This is a genomic window from Methylocapsa aurea, assembly GCF_000746085.1.
Classification (GTDB): Bacteria; Pseudomonadota; Alphaproteobacteria; order Rhizobiales; family Beijerinckiaceae; genus Methylocapsa; species Methylocapsa aurea.
This window is the reverse complement of sequence record NZ_JQKO01000005.1, coordinates 50,589-66,715: the sequence shown is the minus strand read 5'-3', so window position 1 is coordinate 66,715 and position 16,127 is coordinate 50,589. Positions and strand designations below refer to the sequence as shown.

Annotated in this window: 14 protein-coding genes; 2 read left to right on the top strand and 12 right to left on the bottom strand. The window is 61.9% G+C overall.

Translation table 11 applies throughout. The features are described from left to right. Positions 1-290: 290 nt before the first annotated feature. Complete coding sequence (locus DL86_RS04775; protein ID WP_051952711.1) at positions 291-2,249, bottom strand: glycosyltransferase; 1,959 nt, start codon at positions 2,247-2,249, stop codon at positions 291-293. 252 nt (positions 2,250-2,501) lie between these two features. On the opposite strand from DL86_RS04775, the gene DL86_RS04770 reads away from it, so the two are divergent. Then, positions 2,502-2,957 carry a hypothetical protein gene (locus DL86_RS04770; protein WP_156964477.1) on the top strand — a complete coding sequence of 152 codons (456 nt, stop codon included), beginning with the start codon at positions 2,502-2,504 and terminating at the stop codon, positions 2,955-2,957. Between the two features lie 231 nt (positions 2,958-3,188). Here DL86_RS04770 and trmB read toward each other — a convergent pair whose 3' ends face one another. The 11 genes from trmB to DL86_RS04715 all read right to left on the bottom strand — a co-directional run bounded on the left by trmB (position 3,189) and on the right by DL86_RS04715 (position 14,218). Beyond that, a complete protein-coding gene (gene trmB, locus DL86_RS04765) occupies positions 3,189-3,959 on the bottom strand; it encodes a tRNA (guanine(46)-N(7))-methyltransferase TrmB (protein WP_051952710.1) in 771 nt (256 codons plus the stop codon). A 78-nt stretch (positions 3,960-4,037) separates the two neighbouring features. Continuing rightward, positions 4,038-5,234 (bottom strand): methionine adenosyltransferase, encoded by a 1,197-nt coding sequence (gene metK / locus DL86_RS04760; protein ID WP_036258805.1) that lies wholly within the window; start codon positions 5,232-5,234, stop codon positions 4,038-4,040. Positions 5,235-5,398: 164 nt separating this feature from the next. Further along, entirely contained in the window at positions 5,399-5,863 is a 465-nt protein-coding gene (locus DL86_RS04755) for a helix-turn-helix domain-containing protein (protein WP_036259096.1), read from the bottom strand. A 218-nt stretch (positions 5,864-6,081) separates the two neighbouring features. Beyond that, entirely contained in the window at positions 6,082-7,773 is a 1,692-nt protein-coding gene (gene lnt / locus DL86_RS04750) for an apolipoprotein N-acyltransferase (protein ID WP_036258802.1), read from the bottom strand. A 343-nt stretch (positions 7,774-8,116) separates the two neighbouring features. Then, on the bottom strand, positions 8,117-9,157 hold the full coding sequence (locus DL86_RS04745; protein ID WP_036258799.1) for a hemolysin family protein: 1,041 nt from the start codon (positions 9,155-9,157) through the stop codon (positions 8,117-8,119). An 11-nt stretch (positions 9,158-9,168) separates the two neighbouring features. After that, positions 9,169-9,654: an rRNA maturation RNase YbeY gene (gene ybeY, locus DL86_RS04740; RefSeq protein ID WP_036258796.1), complete on the bottom strand. Its 486-nt coding sequence runs from the start codon at positions 9,652-9,654 to the stop codon at positions 9,169-9,171. Continuing rightward, positions 9,651-10,679 (bottom strand): PhoH family protein, encoded by a 1,029-nt coding sequence (locus tag DL86_RS04735; protein ID WP_051952756.1) that lies wholly within the window; start codon positions 10,677-10,679, stop codon positions 9,651-9,653. The genes ybeY and DL86_RS04735 overlap by 4 nt, the downstream gene beginning before the upstream one ends. A gap of 23 nt (positions 10,680-10,702) precedes the next feature. Then, entirely contained in the window at positions 10,703-12,049 is a 1,347-nt protein-coding gene (gene miaB / locus DL86_RS04730; protein WP_036259093.1) for a tRNA (N6-isopentenyl adenosine(37)-C2)-methylthiotransferase MiaB, read from the bottom strand. Positions 12,050-12,310: 261 nt separating this feature from the next. Further along, positions 12,311-12,793, bottom strand: coding sequence for a ribosomal protein S18-alanine N-acetyltransferase (gene rimI / locus DL86_RS04725; RefSeq protein ID WP_036258791.1), 483 nt, complete (start codon positions 12,791-12,793; stop codon positions 12,311-12,313). Positions 12,794-12,800: 7 nt separating this feature from the next. Further along, a complete protein-coding gene (gene tsaB, locus DL86_RS04720) occupies positions 12,801-13,490 on the bottom strand; it encodes a tRNA (adenosine(37)-N6)-threonylcarbamoyltransferase complex dimerization subunit type 1 TsaB (protein WP_036259091.1) in 690 nt (229 codons plus the stop codon). A 164-nt stretch (positions 13,491-13,654) separates the two neighbouring features. After that, the gene (locus DL86_RS04715; protein WP_036258788.1) at positions 13,655-14,218 is read right to left on the bottom strand and encodes a NifU family protein; all 564 of its coding nucleotides are present in this window, start codon (positions 14,216-14,218) and stop codon (positions 13,655-13,657) included. Between the two features lie 434 nt (positions 14,219-14,652). On the opposite strand from DL86_RS04715, the gene DL86_RS04710 reads away from it, so the two are divergent. Further along, the gene (locus DL86_RS04710) at positions 14,653-15,528 is read left to right on the top strand and encodes an RNA polymerase factor sigma-32 (protein ID WP_036259088.1); all 876 of its coding nucleotides are present in this window, start codon (positions 14,653-14,655) and stop codon (positions 15,526-15,528) included. Positions 15,529-16,127 lie beyond the last annotated feature (599 nt).

Sequence of the window (16,127 nt, the reverse complement as noted above, 5' to 3'; positions counted from 1 at the left end):
TGCCGAGTGTGTCTGCTCCAGTGAGCCATACTATCGCAATTTTAGCGTAATCGCCGCAGCGACGACAGCTTTTCACGCTCCCAGTCTTCAAAGCCGCCATTCCGCTCTCGGCCCTTGTCTGCCTTGTCACGCCGCAGCGCCAAATGTCCGCAATTGGCGCAACGCAGACTAACATTTGAAATGGCCTTACCGGGAGATTCCGCTATTTCCTCGATCTGCTTTTGGCGAAAGCCGCTTCAATCCGGCTGGCCACGGATCGGAAAGGAGTCGGCGATCGTCGCGAGCCTTCTTCAAGGCGAATGGGCTTTGATCGCGGCGGCGCGGGCTTGGGTGTTCTGGCGCGAGCTTTTCGCCAGGCCGTGCTCGGTCTTGTGCCAATGATAGGGGCGCCGGATGAGATCGAAGAGGGCCGCCCAGGCCGCGATCGACATCATGAGGTAATAAGGAAGGAGCAGCGGCAGGAATGGCCAAAGGCCGAGGAGCTTGCGCCGCTTCATTCCAAGCAAGGCGAGCCATAGCGTCGAGCCTGCGCCGAAGACCGCCACCGAGATCCACAGAGTCGCTTCGACGAGGGCGATGCTTGAGGTCGGCGCGGGCAGGCCCGCGCTCGCCAATTCGTGGATCGTGCGCGCGGCAAGGAAAGGCCAGAGCGGCGGCGCGATCACCAATCCCGTCATCAGCAACACAAGCGCGCCGGCGCCTCGCGCTCCGAGTTCATCGACAAGACGCAAGGGGTTTCGGCTTAGCGTTATGAAGGTCTGCATCCAGCCCTTCGACCAACGCCGCCGCTGCGTCAGCCAGGCGTTGAAACGGCTCGGCGCTTCCTCTTGAGTGCTCGACGACACAACCGCGGAGCGATAGCCAAATCGGGCGAGACGCATCCCAAGGTCAGCGTCCTCGGTCACGTTCCAAGCGTCCCAGCCGCCAAGCTTATGGAGAACCTCGGTGCGGAAATGGTTGGATGTGCCGCCAAGAGGCAAGGGCAGGCCAAGCCCAGCCATTCCCCGATGCATAACATCGAAAAGCATCGCATATTCGATCGAAAACAGCCGAGTCAGCCAGGAGTCCTCGACATTGTCGATGGAGAGCTGCGCCTGCAGACAGGCGATGTCGCGCGGCGACCGCAGGAAACGCTCGGCGGCGTCGCGCAATTGACGCGGCGCTGGCGCGTCTTCGGCATCGAAGATGGCGACGAACTCGCCGCGCAGCAGCGGCAAGGCGATGTTGAGCGCCCGCGGTTTGGTTCGCGGCCAGCCCGCCGGCGCCACGACGATCTCGTAGATTGCTGGGAGGCGCAACGCCTCCAGCGCGAGGCGGGTTGGATGATCATCCTCTTCAATGACAAGTTTGATGTCGAGCTTGCCGCGCGGATAGTCGATCGCCTCAAGCGCGGCGGCGAGCTGCGCGACGACCCGCGCTTCTCGATGCAGCGCGACGACGATTGAATAGGCCGGCAGGAGGCGATCGTCGGTCGCGAGGCGCGGGGGAGCGTGCGCCGCCCCGACGCTTGCCGCGCCGATGAAAAGGCGTTGAACGATGGTGGCCAGGAACAGGCAATTCACGCTTAGCGCGAGGATTCTCGCCCCGAATGCCGGGGCCAAGGCGCAAACCAAGGCGGCGGTTGCGAACCCCATGATGGCGAATTGGCGTTGTCCCAGGCTTGGTCCGGCCTTCGCCGATAGGTTCGGGTCCAAGTGGGCCAGAGCGTAGCTCGCCTCCCGGAGGACCAAGGGCGTCGCCTCGGCCCGCACCAGGCGCGAGAGATGCGTCGGCGTTGCGATCGCGAGGGTTCCGCGCAACGGCTCCCCGCGCTGCGCCCGCCGCAATAAATCGGCGAGAGCGGCCCCGCGCGGCGCGGCCAGCCAACTTGGGCCGCGCTCTTCCGAAAGGGGGGCGCCCCCGGCATGAATCGACCCTGGATATCGCGTTCCGGGGCCAAGCGCGACTTTGGAGTCGATGTAGACGACGCCGAGGGCATGGGCGAGGGATCGGTAGAAAAATATTTCTTGTATGGCTCCGTCCGCGAGCAAGGCCGCCTCGGGCGGAATCGCCTGAGCCCGCGCCTGGGCCGCGGCCGAGAACAAGAGAGCGGCGGGAGCGCCAAAGGGAAGCAAAAAGGCCAATTCGGCCGGCAAGGCCTCGAAACCGCGTTCCGCCAGCCCTGGTGCGCCAGCCGGCGCGGCGCGGCCCGGCGGCAGACGCAGTGAAACCCGATCTACTGCGTTCCGGCGGAGCGTTTCAACATTCATGCAAGCGGTTCGCCCATGAAATCATTCGGCGTTCAGCTTGACCTATACTATATGCAGTTCTTTTTATGCAATGATAAAAGATGTAAATCGATAGTCGTACATCGCCGGATTCGCAAGTTGCCTTGAGCGCGACCGGGGGAATATTGAAAAATTCGGCCGGTCCCGCCAGAAAATGGCGAAAAAACGTATTTGTGCACGAATAAGTTGCGAAATGAATCTGTCAAATGTCAAAAAAATGATAATTATGTCTTGATGGCAAAAATATTTATGGCAAAATGCAGCCATAAAAAATTATTTCCGGGAGGCGATGTGATGGAAGTCCTCGTCATTGGAAGTGCATTATTTGGTATAATTCTCGCGCAATTTTTTACATTTTATGTTCTTTTGCCAGGCAGCGCGATCGTAACCATTCTGTTTCTCGTCAGCCCAGTTCACGGCGCGCATGGCCTGTGGGCCTCCCTCGCTGCAATCGTCTTGCTGAACATGAGCGTCCAATTTGGCTATCTTGCGGGGCTGGTCTTGAGCGCCCTGCCAGCCACGTTGCAGCGCTTTCGCGGAACCGCATCCCGTAAATCCGCAGCTCAAACGGCCGGCGCTAGATCGCAAGGCTATCGGAGAAGCCGCAAACGTTACGGCCATAGTCTCGATCGCAATCCTTTCGGAGCGCACCCTGCCGACGCGCCGAAAAAAATTGAGCCTGCCGCCTAAACGCGCGATCTATTTAGTAATGATGAATTTCATCATCCCTTCGAAGCTGATACACGGCTATAAAACATAGGTCAAGCTTTTGTTTCTGGAAAATCCGGTGGCCAATCATCCGCGCGGCGCTGGCAGGGGCGATCGATCAAACCGACAAGGGGGCAATGGCGGCCCCTATGGCCCTTTCAGAAAGCATCTCTAGGATCACATTTTCTCGACGCGAACCGAAAACTGCTCGCCTCAACGGTGCTCTAAATCGACGGTTCCTTGCTCCGGATAGATCTCGTTGCGCAGAAATGTGAAATAGGCTGGCTGTCGCGCTTCGAGTAGCGCCTTGGCTTCATATCTTGTTCCGCTCCAACCCTCCCAAGGGCGGCGCCAATCGCCTGCGCTTAGCGGCTTCCATGTGAAATCAGCCGAGCGCAGGACGCGGGCCAATGTCCAGCCCGCATTATCGTCGATGTCGGTCGCGAAACGGAGCTCAGCGCCAGGACGCATGACGCGGGCCAGTCTAATTAGCATCTCATCGGACAGAAAACGCCGTTTGCGCTGCCGCCGCTTCGGCCAGGGATCGGGGTAGAGAAGATAAACGCCGTCCAGGCTCTGCGGCGGCAGTGCGTCTATCACATTGCGCGCGTCGCCATCATAGAGACGCACATTGCGCAACGCGCTCCCCTCGATCAAAGCCAAGGCCTTGGCAAGCCCGTTCAAGAACGCCTCGCAGCCTATATAGCCTGCGTCGGGGTGCCGGATCGCCTCGGCGGCAAGGTGCTCGCCGCCGCCGAAGCCAATTTCCAGCCAAAGCGCTGAATATTCAGTCTCAAAGAGGGACGCGGGATCTAAAATAGGTTTTGACGCATCAAAAGTCACGCCGGGCAGGGTTATTTGCAAGAGTTCGGCGGCGCGCGCCCGAAGCTTCTTGCCCCTGCGTCGGCCATAAAGGCCCGATGGATGCGCCGCCGCCTTATCTTTATCCGACGAAACGGTTGTCTGCGCGCAACCTCCCAACATTGGTCTTCCAGATCCGCCTTCCAGCTTTGTTTTTCGCGCAGATTTATTGGGTCAGAACGCGCATCAAAACAAAGATGCTCAGGCCAAATGCGCCTTGAGTTTGGCCCCCAGATCGGTCCTTTCCCAGGAAAAACCGCCTTCCGCATCGGGCGTCCGGCCGAAATGGCCATAAGCGGACGTGCGGGCGTAGATCGGCCGATTCAGTTCCAGATGTTCGCGGATGCCGCGCGGGGAGAGACGCATGCTCTGGCCAAGGACAGCCTCGAGCTTGTCCTCGGCGACGTTTCCCGTGCCATGCGTGTCGACATAGATCGACAGGGGCTCCGCGACGCCGATCGCATAGGACAGCTGGATGGTGCAGCGATCGGCGAGCCCAGCGGCGACGACATTCTTGGCGAGGTAGCGCGCGGCATAGGCGGCGGAGCGGTCGACCTTGGTCGGGTCCTTGCCGGAAAAGGCGCCGCCGCCGTGGGGCGCCGCGCCGCCATAAGTGTCGACGATGATTTTGCGGCCGGTCAGGCCGCAATCGCCATCGGGGCCGCCGATCACGAATTTGCCCGTCGGATTGACGTGCCAAATCGTATCCGCGCTGATCCAGCCTTCCGGCAAAGTCGCCCGGATATAGGGCTCGACAATGCTTCGAACATCAAGCGAACTCAAATTTTCGTCGAGGTGCTGCGTCGACAACACGATCTGGGTCACGCCGACGGGTTTGCCGTTCACATATCTGACCGTCACCTGACTTTTGGCGTCCGGACCAAGTTTGGTGGCGTCGCCGACGCCCGACTTGCGTTCGCGCGCAAGCACTTCGAGAATCTTATGGGCGTAATAGATCGGCGCCGGCATGAGCTCCGGCGTTTCGCGGCAGGCGTAGCCGAACATGATGCCTTGATCGCCAGCGCCTTCGTCCTTGTTGCCGCCGGCGTCGACTCCTTGGGCGATATCGGCCGATTGCGCATGAAGAAGCACTTCGACGCCGGCGGTCCGCCAGTGAAAGCCGTCCTGCTCGTAGCCGATGCTCTTGACCGCGCCGCGTGCGGCGGCTTCAATCGCCTCAGTGGGAATTGCCGGGCCGCGCACTTCGCCGGCGATGATGATCCGATTGGTCGTCGCCAGAGTCTCGCAGGCGACTCTGATCTGGTAGGGATCCACCCCCGCCTTCTCGCCTTCGCGGAAGAACAGGTCGACGATTTCGTCGGAAATCCGATCGCAAACCTTGTCGGGATGTCCTTCCGCGACCGATTCACTCGTAAAAAGATAATTCTCGCGAGGCACGGACTGTCTCCAGTGGGCAAAAGCTTCGTCGCCAGGGATCGGCAGGCGCGCCTATTCGAAGGGCGCCCCGAGATCGCCGCCCCGGAAATTTCTATATCCCGTTCGTTTTGTCAAGCTATTTGGCCCACGCTGTTCGTTAGATCGAACGCAGGCCGGCGCATCCGTCAGGTTTCATCCGAGGGTTCGCGCGCGATTGGGTCGTGGCTCTCGTCGCCCGCGAGGGCGACGACAAGATCGACAATGCGCTTGCGGACCTTTGGATCATGAATCCGCGCGAAAGCCATGTTCAGATGCAATCCCTCGGCGGTCGACAGAAAATCGGCGACATAAGTTGAATTTGAATCCTCGGCGACGCCGACGTGGGCCCTCTCGTCGCTGGCGGCTGCTTCGAAAGAAGGAGCTCCTTCGAAGAAAAACGCTGGCGGCACGTCGAGCGTCCGGGAGATCTGCTGCAGCCGGCTCGCGCCGATCCTGTTGGCGCCTTTTTCGTATTTCTGGACCTGCTGAAAGGTCAGACCCAAGGCTTCGCCGAGTTTTTCCTGGCTCATGCCCAATATGACGCGACGCATGCGAACCCGGCTGCCGACATGTTTGTCGATCGGATTCGGAATCTTCTTCACCTTATCCATGCTCAAGCTTTGTTCATTCATAGCCAAATGCGCTTCATGCTGTGAGAGATAATAAAAATATTTTCATCGCGCTCCACAACGGAAAATGAGCGGCTGCATGCCGCGCCTCTCCGGATGTTTCCTTGGCGCCGGCTGGCGCCTTTTTTCGGGCGGATGGGGCAAAAAATGGAATGAAAATAAACATCACTTGCTAAATAGAGATCACTTGCCAAGCGTTGTCAAACACGGGCCCTGGCCGTCAAGGCGACAAGAAGCGCCGCGAACCAGACTGAAAAGCTGCTGGCGAACGGCCAGCGAGCAAAGAATGGCGGCGCAATGGCTTGCGGCAGGGTCCCCTCCAATAAGCCTTCGGCTCCGAGAGGCAATTGTTCCAGAATCTGTCCATAGGGATCGATAATCGCGGAAATTCCGGTGTTCGCGGCCCGGATCATCGGCAGCCCTTCTTCGATCGCCCGCAGCCGCGCTTGGGCGAAATGCTGGTGGGGGCCGGCGGTCATCCCAAACCACGCGTCATTGGTCACATTGAGCAGAACGCCCGGCCGCTTCGCGCCGGCTGGCTGGGGCATGACTTCGCCTGGAAAAATCGCTTCGTAACAGATCAGCGGCGCAACCTCCGGCAACCCTGGCACGGCGAGCGTCTTTCTTGCCGCCCCCGCTTCAAACCCTCCTGGGACATGGACGAAATGATGCAGTCCCAGACTATTCAGCATGGATTGGAGCGGTAAATATTCACCAAAAGGCACCAGGTGAACTTTATCATAACTGTCGAGGATCAGCCCGCCGTTCGCAATGACTTGAATCGCGTTAAAATATCTTGTTGGCGGAGACGGCAAGCCGAGCGCGGCATGGACGATGGGCAAGACATCGTCCTCGCGCGCGGCTCCGGTGACGAGAACAGCGCCCAGCGGCAAAAAGGCTCCGATATCGGCGAGCGCCTCCGGATCATGCGATAATATAAAAGGAAACGCCGATTCCGGCCAGACGAAAACGGTCGTCGTGAGTTCATTGGAATTGGCGGAGTTCTTCGCCGGCCCTTTGGCGGCGGCGGACAGTTTCAAATAATGCGCCAGGATCGCGTCCCGGTTCTCCGGCCGGAACTTCGCGTCCTGGGCGAGATTTGGCTGCATGATGGCTAGTTCCACCCCTTGGACCGCGCCGCGATCCGCCAGAGCCAGGCGAAGGGCGCCGAAGCCGTAAATCGCCGCCAGCGCGAGGACCGCCGCGCCGAACGCCGCAACCGGGCGCCTCGCCCCGCTTTCTCTCGGGGCGATTGGGCCGCCGAGAACGGCGGGGACGGAGGACAGAACCAGCGCGATGACGGTCAGCCCATAAAGGCCAATGACCGAAGCCAATTGCGCCAAGACGAGATTGCCGCCGAGCGCCATCCCGAAAGTGTTCCAGGGAAAACCCGTCAAAACATGTCCGCGCAGCCATTCGGCCAAGGTCAGCGCCGCGGCGAAGGCAAAAATCCGGCTGGCGCCAGGCGTCCAGAGCAGGCGCGCGAGCAGGAAGCCAAGGGCCGGGAAGAAAGCCAGAAGCGCGGGAAGGCCGATGACGCCAAAGGGCATGGCCCAAGCGAAAGCCTCGGCCTCGACGAGAAAGGCCGCGCCAAGCCACCAGAGCCCGGCTAGGAAATAGCCAAAGCCCCACCACCAGCCGACGGCGAAGGCGCGCCGCGCGGCGTGTGGGAGAATAGGCGCCGTCGCGCGGCCGAAGCGGCCGACTGGAGGCGTTTGGATCTTTGACGCCGAACCGTCGATCAGCCAGATCGCAACCGTGGCCGGGATCGCCAGCCCGAGAAAAAAATGGAAGGGCGCCATGGCGAGTGCGCCCGTCGCGCCAGCGGCGAGCGCGATCAGGCGGCGGCGCCAGCCCTTGGCCTGAATGATCGCAGCGGCGATGGCGCTCATGATGGCGGAGGCCTTCGCCAAAGGCGCCTTTGCGATGAAGGGACTCGCCAAACCGACCGCTCCTCATAATCTCGCCGGCGCCGAAGTGTTGCTGTGAATGGCGCGGCTCGGACAGCCCCTCGCCAATGGCCTCCACGACGACCGGCGGCTCGCTGATTTGAGGAAAATGACCGCTCGGCGCGCCATCCGCGACCCGGATCTTCTGCTTTCTTGGAGGAGAGCGCATCAGGACTGGCGCGGCCCTTTGTTCGCCGCGGCTGAGCGATTTCATCTAAAACTTCATGGTTCATTACGGCGGCCGGCGCTCCACATCGCACGCCGATCGGTTCGGCAAAGACGCGCTTCACTTTTCGTGCTGCGCCTGATCGATTTCGGCGGAGGCCGGCTCGTCCTTGGGCTCGCCGCGCCCGATGTGAATCTTAATTCGCTTCACCCGGCGCGGGTCGGCGTCGAGGACTTCAAATTCGAGCCCGCCTTCCACGATGATTTCACCGCGAACCGGAACATGCCCGGCGAGCGTCGTGATCAGTCCGCCCAGGGTGTCGACGTCCTCGGCGTCGCTGATCGTAGCGAGGTCGGAATCGATCGCGATCGAGACGTCCTCGAGACTGGCGCGGGCGTCGACGACGAAGCTTCCGTCGGGCATGGCGTCGATCTTGGGGCTTTCGTCGAAATCATGTTCGTCTTCGATATCGCCGACGATCATCTCGACGATGTCCTCGATCGAGGCGAGGCCGTCGGTGCCGCCATATTCGTCGATGACGAGCGCCATATGGGTTCGCGTCGCCTGCATCTTCAAAAGGAGGTCAAGCGCCGGCATCGAGGGGGGGACAAAGAGGACCGGGCGCAGAATATTGGCTTGCGACAAGGGGATGTCTAATTTGTCCAAATTCTCGAATCGTCTGGCCGCGGGCTCGCTTTCGGGCTCGCGCGCCGAGGATTCGGACGCCGACGGCGCCGGGGAGGGATTCGCCTCGGCGGCGAGATAGGAGACGAAATCGCGGATATGCACCATGCCGCGGGGATCATCGAGAGTCTCGCCATGCACCGGCAGCCGGGAATGGCCGGCGGTGCGAAACGTCGCCAGCACATCGCTGAGGCTGGTTTCGAGCGCGACGGCCATAATGTCGGCGCGAGGAACCATGACGTCTTCGACCCGCAACTCGTGCAGGGCGAGGACATTCTTCAGCATGGCGCGCTCTTGCGCCGAAAAATCGACATCGGTCGAGGTGTCGGCAAGCGCATCCTGGATATCGTCGCGGATCGAGGCGCCGCCGAGCCCGAACAAGGCGCGCAAACGGTCGAACAGGCTCGGCCGCGCGCCGGCGATGAGTTTGTCGGATCCGTTCTCGTTCGCAGCGAGCATATCGCGTTCGGTCATCATCCCCGTCGTCGTCAATTCGCGGCCTGGATCAAGGCGTCTTGGTAGGGATCATCGATCCCCAGCGTTGCGAGAATGTCGCGTTCGAGCGCCTCCATCTCCAGCGCCTTGGCATCCTCGATGTGATCATAGCCGATCAGATGCAAAAAGCCGTGCGCGAGGAGATGGGCGACATGATCGCGCAACGGCTTTTGCGCCTCCAAAGCTTCGCTGGCGGCGGTCTCGCATGCGATCACGATGTCGCCGAGGATGGGCGCCCCGGCCGGGCCCCCGGCCGGAAAGGAAAGAACATTGGTCGGCTTGTCGAGGCCGCGCCATTTGCGATTCAAATCGCGAATGAAGGCGTCGTCGCAAAGAACGATGCTGATCTCCGCGCCCTCGATCAGCTTGACGCCGCTTCGCGCGATCGCGGCCCGGATCACGGTCTCGGCGAGGCGCGATGGGTCCTCAAGGGCCCCCCAATCGCCCGATTCGATCGAAAGGTCGATCACGAAGCTCATCTCCGCGCTTTCTCAAGACTGGCCCGATGCGCCGCTTCATAGGCGCCGACGATCCGGCGCACGAGATCATGGCGGACGACGTCGCCTTCCTTGAACACGACGTGGCCGATGCCCTCCAGCCCCGAGAGAAGCTGGATGGCTTCGCTCAATCCCGATTTCTGGCCGGGCGGAAGGTCGGTCTGGCTCGGGTCCCCGGTTACGATCATGCGCGATCCTTCGCCAAGGCGGGTCAGGAACATTTTCATCTGCATCGTGGTCGCATTTTGCGCTTCATCGAGCAGGACGCAAGCGTTGCTCAAGGTCCGCCCGCGCATGAAGGCGAGGGGGGCGACCTCGATCATTCCGGTCTGCATGCCGCGCTCGAGCATGCGCGCATCCATGAAGTCGGCCAGGGCGTCGAAGATCGGCCGCAGGTAAGGATCGACCTTTTCGCGCATGTCGCCGGGCAGAAAGCCCAGCCGCTCGCCCGCCTCGACCGCCGGCCGCGACAAGATCAACCGTTCGACGGCGCCTTGTTCGAGCAGCAAGACCGCATAGCCGACGGCGAGCCAGGTCTTGCCGGTGCCGGCCGGGCCTTCGGCGAATACCAATTCGTGCCGTTTCAACGTGCGCAGATAGAGGTCTTGGGCGGCGTTGCGGGCGCGCACGGCGCCGCGCCGCCGCGTTCCGATCTGTTCGAAGACGACGCGCCCGACCTCGGCTTCCTTGGGAAACAGCGATCCTTGCAGGGCGCCTTCCTGGATCGCGCCGTCGACGTCGCCAAGTCCCACCGTTTGGCCAAGTTTGACCCGGGCATGCAGGTTTTCGAGGACGTGACGGGCGTGTTCGCAGGCCTCGGGAGGGCCTTTGATCGTGACGAGATTGCCATTCGCATTGGCGATTACCCCAAGCCTGCGTTCGAGCTTGGCGAGGTTCTGGTCATATTGTCCAAAGACCAGAGAGGCGTAGCGGTTATCTTCGAAGGACAGGTTGATTTCGGTCGTCTCGGTCTCGCTTGAAGCGCGCTTGACTTCGGACCGTTGCAGTGGCGCTGGGCGTTCGGTTGGTTTCAAAGAGGCGCACCTCGGGGGGCTTGATCCGGCGCAAGGCGTCCAAACAGGGAATTGGCGCCCGCCGCGACGATCTCGACGGCCAGAATTTCACCGATGCGCTCGGCCGCGCCCTCAAGCTGAACCGCTTGAAGATAGGGCGTTTTCCCGGCGATCTGGCCGGCATGGCGGCCGCGTTTTTCGATCAGGACGTCGAGCGTTCGCCCGACCATGCTTCGATTGAAAGCCTGGCGTTGCCGCTCGAGCAGGTTTTGAAGCGTGGCGAGCCGCGCCGATTTGACGCTTTCCTCGATCTGGTCCGGCCAATCGGCGCCGGGCGTCCCGGGGCGCTGCGAATATTTGAACGAGAAGGCGCTGGCGAAGCCGGTCTTTTCGATCAGATCGAGCGTCGCGGAAAAATCCGCGTCGGTCTCGCCCGGAAATCCGACGATGAAATCCGACGAAAGCGCGATGTCCGGCCGCGCCCGCCGGATGTCGGCGACGAGATCGCGGTAGCTGGCGCTGTCATGCCTACGGTTCATCGCGGCTAAGATCTTGTCCGAACCCGATTGCACCGGCAGATGCAGGAACGGCATCAAAGCCGCTTCGTCGCGATGCGCTGCGATGAGGTCGTCGTCCATGTCGCGAGGATGGCTCGTGGCATAGCGGATGCGCGCGATTCCGGGCGTCTTGGCGATCAACCCGCAGAGGCGCGCCAGCGAAGCCGTCCCTCCGGCGTCAGACTCCGCAAGATCCGCTTGACCGTGATAGGCGTTGACGTTCTGGCCGAGGAGGGTCACCTCGCGCACACCACCGGCGGCGAGCGTCTCGACCTCGGCGAGAATGTCGGCGACGGGGCGAGAGCTCTCGGCGCCCCGCGTATAGGGCACGACGCAGAAACTGCAGAACTTGTCGCAGCCTTCCTGCACCGTGACGAAAGCGCTGACCCCGCGCTTGCGGATCTGCTGCAGGGAAGGGGCGACCAGAAAATCGAACTTGGGCTCGGGCGGGAAATCAGTCTCAACCAGTCCCGGCTGGGTTTGCGAGCGGCGCAAGAGCTCGGGCAGCCGATGATAGCTCTGTGGGCCGACGACGATATCAACGGCTTTCTGGCGGCGGAAAATCTCGCTCCCTTCCGCCTGCGCCACGCAGCCGGCGACGATGATCTTCGTGTGCCTGCCGGACTTGGCGCGCTCCGCCTTGAGCGCGCGCAGCTTGCCCAATTCGGAAAAAATCTTTTCAGAGGCGCGTTCGCGGATATGGCAGGTGTTCAGGATCACGAGGTCGGCGTTTTCCGCCCGCGCCGTCTCGGCGTAGCCTTCGGGCGCCAAGAGATCGGTCATGCGTTGGGCGTCATAGACATTCATCTGGCAGCCGAAAGACTGCACGAAAACGCTGCGGCGCCGCGGCCTTTCAGCGCAAGCCTCCGGTTCGGCGGAAATGCCTTGGCCGGCATGCGCTTGACCGGCATCTCCGTCGCCGGCATGCAAATGATCGAAACCTGACATCGTCCCCGCGATCTTCGAGGCCTTAGCCTCTCATGCTTGTTCTAAAGCCTTATGACATTCAAGGAAACAGGCAAACGCGCGGACTTTGCGGCGCCGCCATCCAATTCTTCAAGCTCGGTTCTAAGTCAGGTCGAGCCGCATGACGAGCGCGCTGGCCGGCTTGCCGCCTTCGGTGCGGTAATAGGCCTTGCGCTCCCCCACCTGGCGAAAGCCAAAGCGCTCATAGAGTGCGCGCGCGGCGGCGTTGTCGATATCGACTTCGAGAAAGACCCGGTTGACGCCCAGACTGGCGAGGCCGGCCAGATGGGCCGATAGAAGACTTTGGCCGATCCCGCAGCGGCGGCGCTCCGGCGTGACGGCAAGCGTCAGGATTTCGGCTTCGTCCAGGGCCGTGCGGGACATGATGAATCCGGCGAGCGTTTGATCCTTCGCCTCGATGGCGCCTGCGGCGACAATCTCGGGGGCGAGCAAAAGCTGCTCGATGTCGGCCTCCCGCCAGGGATAGGCGAAGCTCGAGGCGTGGATGCGGGCGCATTCGGCGCTCCACTCTCCTCCGATCGGACGCGGGGAGGGGACGGAGGCTTTGGCGAATAGGTTGAACATGCCCCGCTCACGGCGCGGCCAGAGGAATCCGCGCCGCGTCCTGCGGCTTGGCGTCGGGGGCCTTCAAATAAAGCGGCCTGGGCGGGGCCAGGATAGGATCGGCCAGCAGCCCGAGTTTGGCGACGATGACAATGTCCGGCGCGACGGCGTCATCGACGACCTCGACGATCATTCCCCCGGAGGCGGCCTCGATGGCGAGCAACGGCGCGCCCGAGCCGGCGAGCCGGACGGGACCCTCGCCCAGCGAACGGGCGGCGTCGTGGATCGTCGTGATCCGGGGCGCCAATATGGCCCTCCCATCAGGTCCAAATGCGGCAAAGTAAACATTGCCGTGGCGGGCGTCGATCGCGACGCCGACAAGGCCCGGCTTCTCCTCGAGAATCAGGGGCGCGGCGAGCGCGGCGAGGGTTGAGACGCCGACGACGGGAATTTCGCAGGCGACGCCGATGGCGCGGGCGGCGGCGATGCCGACGCGCAGGCCCGTGAACGAGCCAGGACCAACCGTCACCGCAACCCTGTCGAGCGCGGAAAATCCGCCCTCCACCCGGGCCATGACGCGGTCGATCAAGGGCATCAGCGCCTCGGCGTGGCCGCGCTCCATCGCAATGGTCTCGCGCACCTCCGCGGCCTCGGCTTCATCGTCGATGACGCAGGCGGAGACCGCAGGGAGCGCTGTATCGATCGCCAGGATTTTCATGCGGCGCCAAAATCCATGTGAGAAGACTCGCCAGAGCGCGGCGCTCGCCAAGCGCCGCCCGAGCCAAAGGTTGACAATGGCTCCAACCCTGCGAACGCGCAAGCGCCCCTTTCTGTAGCAGCAGCGCCGGATTCAATTGTGGAGGGTCTGCGGCGGATTGGCGGTCAAATTTGTTCGACCGCGCGCACATCCGGAACATAATGTTTGAGCAAATTCTGAATTCCGTGCTTTAGCGTCGCGCTTGATGACGGGCAGCCGGAGCAAGAGCCCTTCATGCCAAGGTAGACGGTCCCGTCCCGGAACCCGCGAAACTTGATGTCGCCGCCGTCCTTGGCGACCGCCGGGCGGACATGGGTTTCGATGAGTTTCTTGATCGTCGCGACCGTCTCTGCGTCGTTCGGAGCGAAGAACTCGTCGCCTTCGCCTTGCGGCGCAAGCCCTGAGTCGTCGGCCAGCAAGGGCTCGCCGGAGAGAAAATGCTCCATGATCGCGCCAAGCACGGTCGGCTTGATCTCCTGCCAGTCGCCCGAGGACTTAGTGACCGAAATGAAATCGGAGCCGAAAAAGACGCCGGATACGCCGTCGATCGCGAAAAGGGCCTGGGCGAGCGGCGACTGCGTCGCGCCCTCCTCGCCTCTGATGTCAAGCGTCCCGAGCTTCATGACGGGGCGGCCGGGAAGGAACTTCAAGGTGGCTGGATTGGGCGTGGCTTCGGTCTGAATGAACATTGAACTCTCCCAAACGTCCGGTTCAAGGCCGGAGCTGGATGCACAGGATCGGAATCCTTCTAAAATATGATCCCGCCCGCGCCAATGAGCAAGCAATAAGGCGATCGCAGGCGAGGGGCGCCAGCAATGCGCGGGCCAAGGCGCCGTCGATCTAGGCCTCGGCTCCGCCTGGAGCATAACGAGGGGCTGGCGCCAAGATCTCTCGTCAAGTTCACGCTGGCTCTGGAGGGCGGCAGGCTGCGACGCTCTTGATTGCGGCGGTCGCGGAACCAGCCGCGCTGGGCAATCGTTTAGGGAGGGCGCCTTGATCGAGGGGCCGGCGCAGGCGGCGATATTGTAAAGCTAACGCTTGCAAGCAGAAATGGCAAGCGAGGGATTGCCGGAAAAGTAAAACAGTGGCGGAGCCGGCGCCGCCAAAGTCGATGGGCAATGCCATGGCGCAATTTCCTGGGATCGGGCGGCAGCTCTCGGAGGCGGCGATGAAGGCGCCCTTTCTTCAATTGGAGGAAGAGCGGGCTCTCGCCTTGCGCTGGAAAAACGAGCGCGACGAAAAAGCCATGCATGAGCTCGCGCGCGCGCATATGCGGCTGGTGATCGCCCTCGCGGTCCGGTTCCGGCATTATGGTCTGTCCGTGCCCGATCTTATCCAGGAAGGCCATATCGGCTTGATGGAGGCGGCGGCGCGGTTCGAGCCGGAGCGCGAGGTTCGCTTTTCGACCTATGCGACCTGGTGGATCCGGGCTTCGATGCAAGATTACATTTTGCATAATTGGTCGATCGTTCGCGGCGGGACGAGTTCGGCGCAGAAAGCCTTGTTTTTCAATTTCCGCCGCATTCGGGCGAAGCTTTCTCGCGGCGGCGGCGCGCAGGGCAATAGGGAGCTTTTCAGCCAGATCGCCTCGGCGATCGGAGTCTCCCGGTCGGATGTCGAGACGATGGATGCGCGCCTGTCGGCGCCCGACCTTTCGTTGAATGCGCCGCCCGGGGATGCGGATCGCTCCTCCGGGGCGGACCGGGTCGAGTTTCTGGTCGATGACAAGCCGCTGCCCGATGAATTGGCGAGCCTTGCGATCGATTCCGGCCGCCGCGCCGATTGGCTCAAGGAGGCGCTGACCAGCCTTTCCGAGCGCGAACGGCGCATTCTGAGCGAACGGCGGCTCGTCGATGAAGCCGCGACGCTTGAAACCTTGGGCGACCGCCTCGGGATTTCGAAAGAGCGCGTTCGCCAGATCGAATGCCGGGCCATGGAGAAGCTTCGCCTGGCTCTGACCAAACGTCACATGGAGAGCGCGGCCGAAGCGATGATTTGACGAAGGCGAAGCCTCGCAATCTTGCTCGGTTTCTTTGACTCCGCGTCATTTCCTCTCAAAATCCAGCGGTGTCGGCGGGAATGGCGCCAGAGCATCTTTGAGCGAAGCGGAGGCCGTTCGCGTTAAGAAAATGCGATAAAGCAAAGAGCTAGCGTTGCCTTCCAATTCCGCCGAATCTGAAAGCGCTCGACGAGGGCGCTTGTTCCGACCGATTTTGGCGCAAAAATGCAGTTTTCCCCATGACTTTTGGGTGCGTCCGGTCGGTCGCCAGGTTGATTCGCCTTGCGCCTGCTGGGATGCGGCGCGCGAGGCTCCGCTTTCGCGACCGCCTTTGTGTCGACCTTCTTGGGGGGTGCTCGGCATGTCGTTGTTTTAACGCATATTTTTGCTCACGAAGATCCGCCTCGTCCAGATCTGGCCGTCCACAACGCTACTGCTAGGAGCGCGGATGAAGCGGAAGCAGCTGCGGACCGAAGGCGCCGCGCGGACGTCCGATAGGGGAGAAATTGGTCACCGAACGCGCCAGCATCCGCCGCACCCGTCTCGACAAAAATGAGGTCCTTCGCTTGACGGAGGGCGATGGTTGGGGTTCCGTCATG

Coding starts and splice junctions, on each gene's coding strand:
- DL86_RS04775 (WP_051952711.1), bottom strand. CDS start 2,249: ATGAATGTTGAAACGCTCCGCCGGAACGCAGTAGATCGGGTTTCACTG.
- DL86_RS04770 (WP_156964477.1), top strand. CDS start 2,502: ATGGCAAAAATATTTATGGCAAAATGCAGCCATAAAAAATTATTTCCG.
- trmB (WP_051952710.1), bottom strand. CDS start 3,959: ATGTTGGGAGGTTGCGCGCAGACAACCGTTTCGTCGGATAAAGATAAG.
- DL86_RS04755 (WP_036259096.1), bottom strand. CDS start 5,863: ATGGATAAGGTGAAGAAGATTCCGAATCCGATCGACAAACATGTCGGC.
- lnt (WP_036258802.1), bottom strand. CDS start 7,773: ATGAGCGCCATCGCCGCTGCGATCATTCAGGCCAAGGGCTGGCGCCGC.
- DL86_RS04745 (WP_036258799.1), bottom strand. CDS start 9,157: ATGATGACCGAACGCGATATGCTCGCTGCGAACGAGAACGGATCCGAC.
- ybeY (WP_036258796.1), bottom strand. CDS start 9,654: ATGAGCTTCGTGATCGACCTTTCGATCGAATCGGGCGATTGGGGGGCC.
- miaB (WP_036259093.1), bottom strand. CDS start 12,049: ATGAATGTCTATGACGCCCAACGCATGACCGATCTCTTGGCGCCCGAA.
- rimI (WP_036258791.1), bottom strand. CDS start 12,793: ATGTTCAACCTATTCGCCAAAGCCTCCGTCCCCTCCCCGCGTCCGATC.
- tsaB (WP_036259091.1), bottom strand. CDS start 13,490: ATGAAAATCCTGGCGATCGATACAGCGCTCCCTGCGGTCTCCGCCTGC.
- DL86_RS04715 (WP_036258788.1), bottom strand. CDS start 14,218: ATGTTCATTCAGACCGAAGCCACGCCCAATCCAGCCACCTTGAAGTTC.
- DL86_RS04710 (WP_036259088.1), top strand. CDS start 14,653: ATGGCGCAATTTCCTGGGATCGGGCGGCAGCTCTCGGAGGCGGCGATG.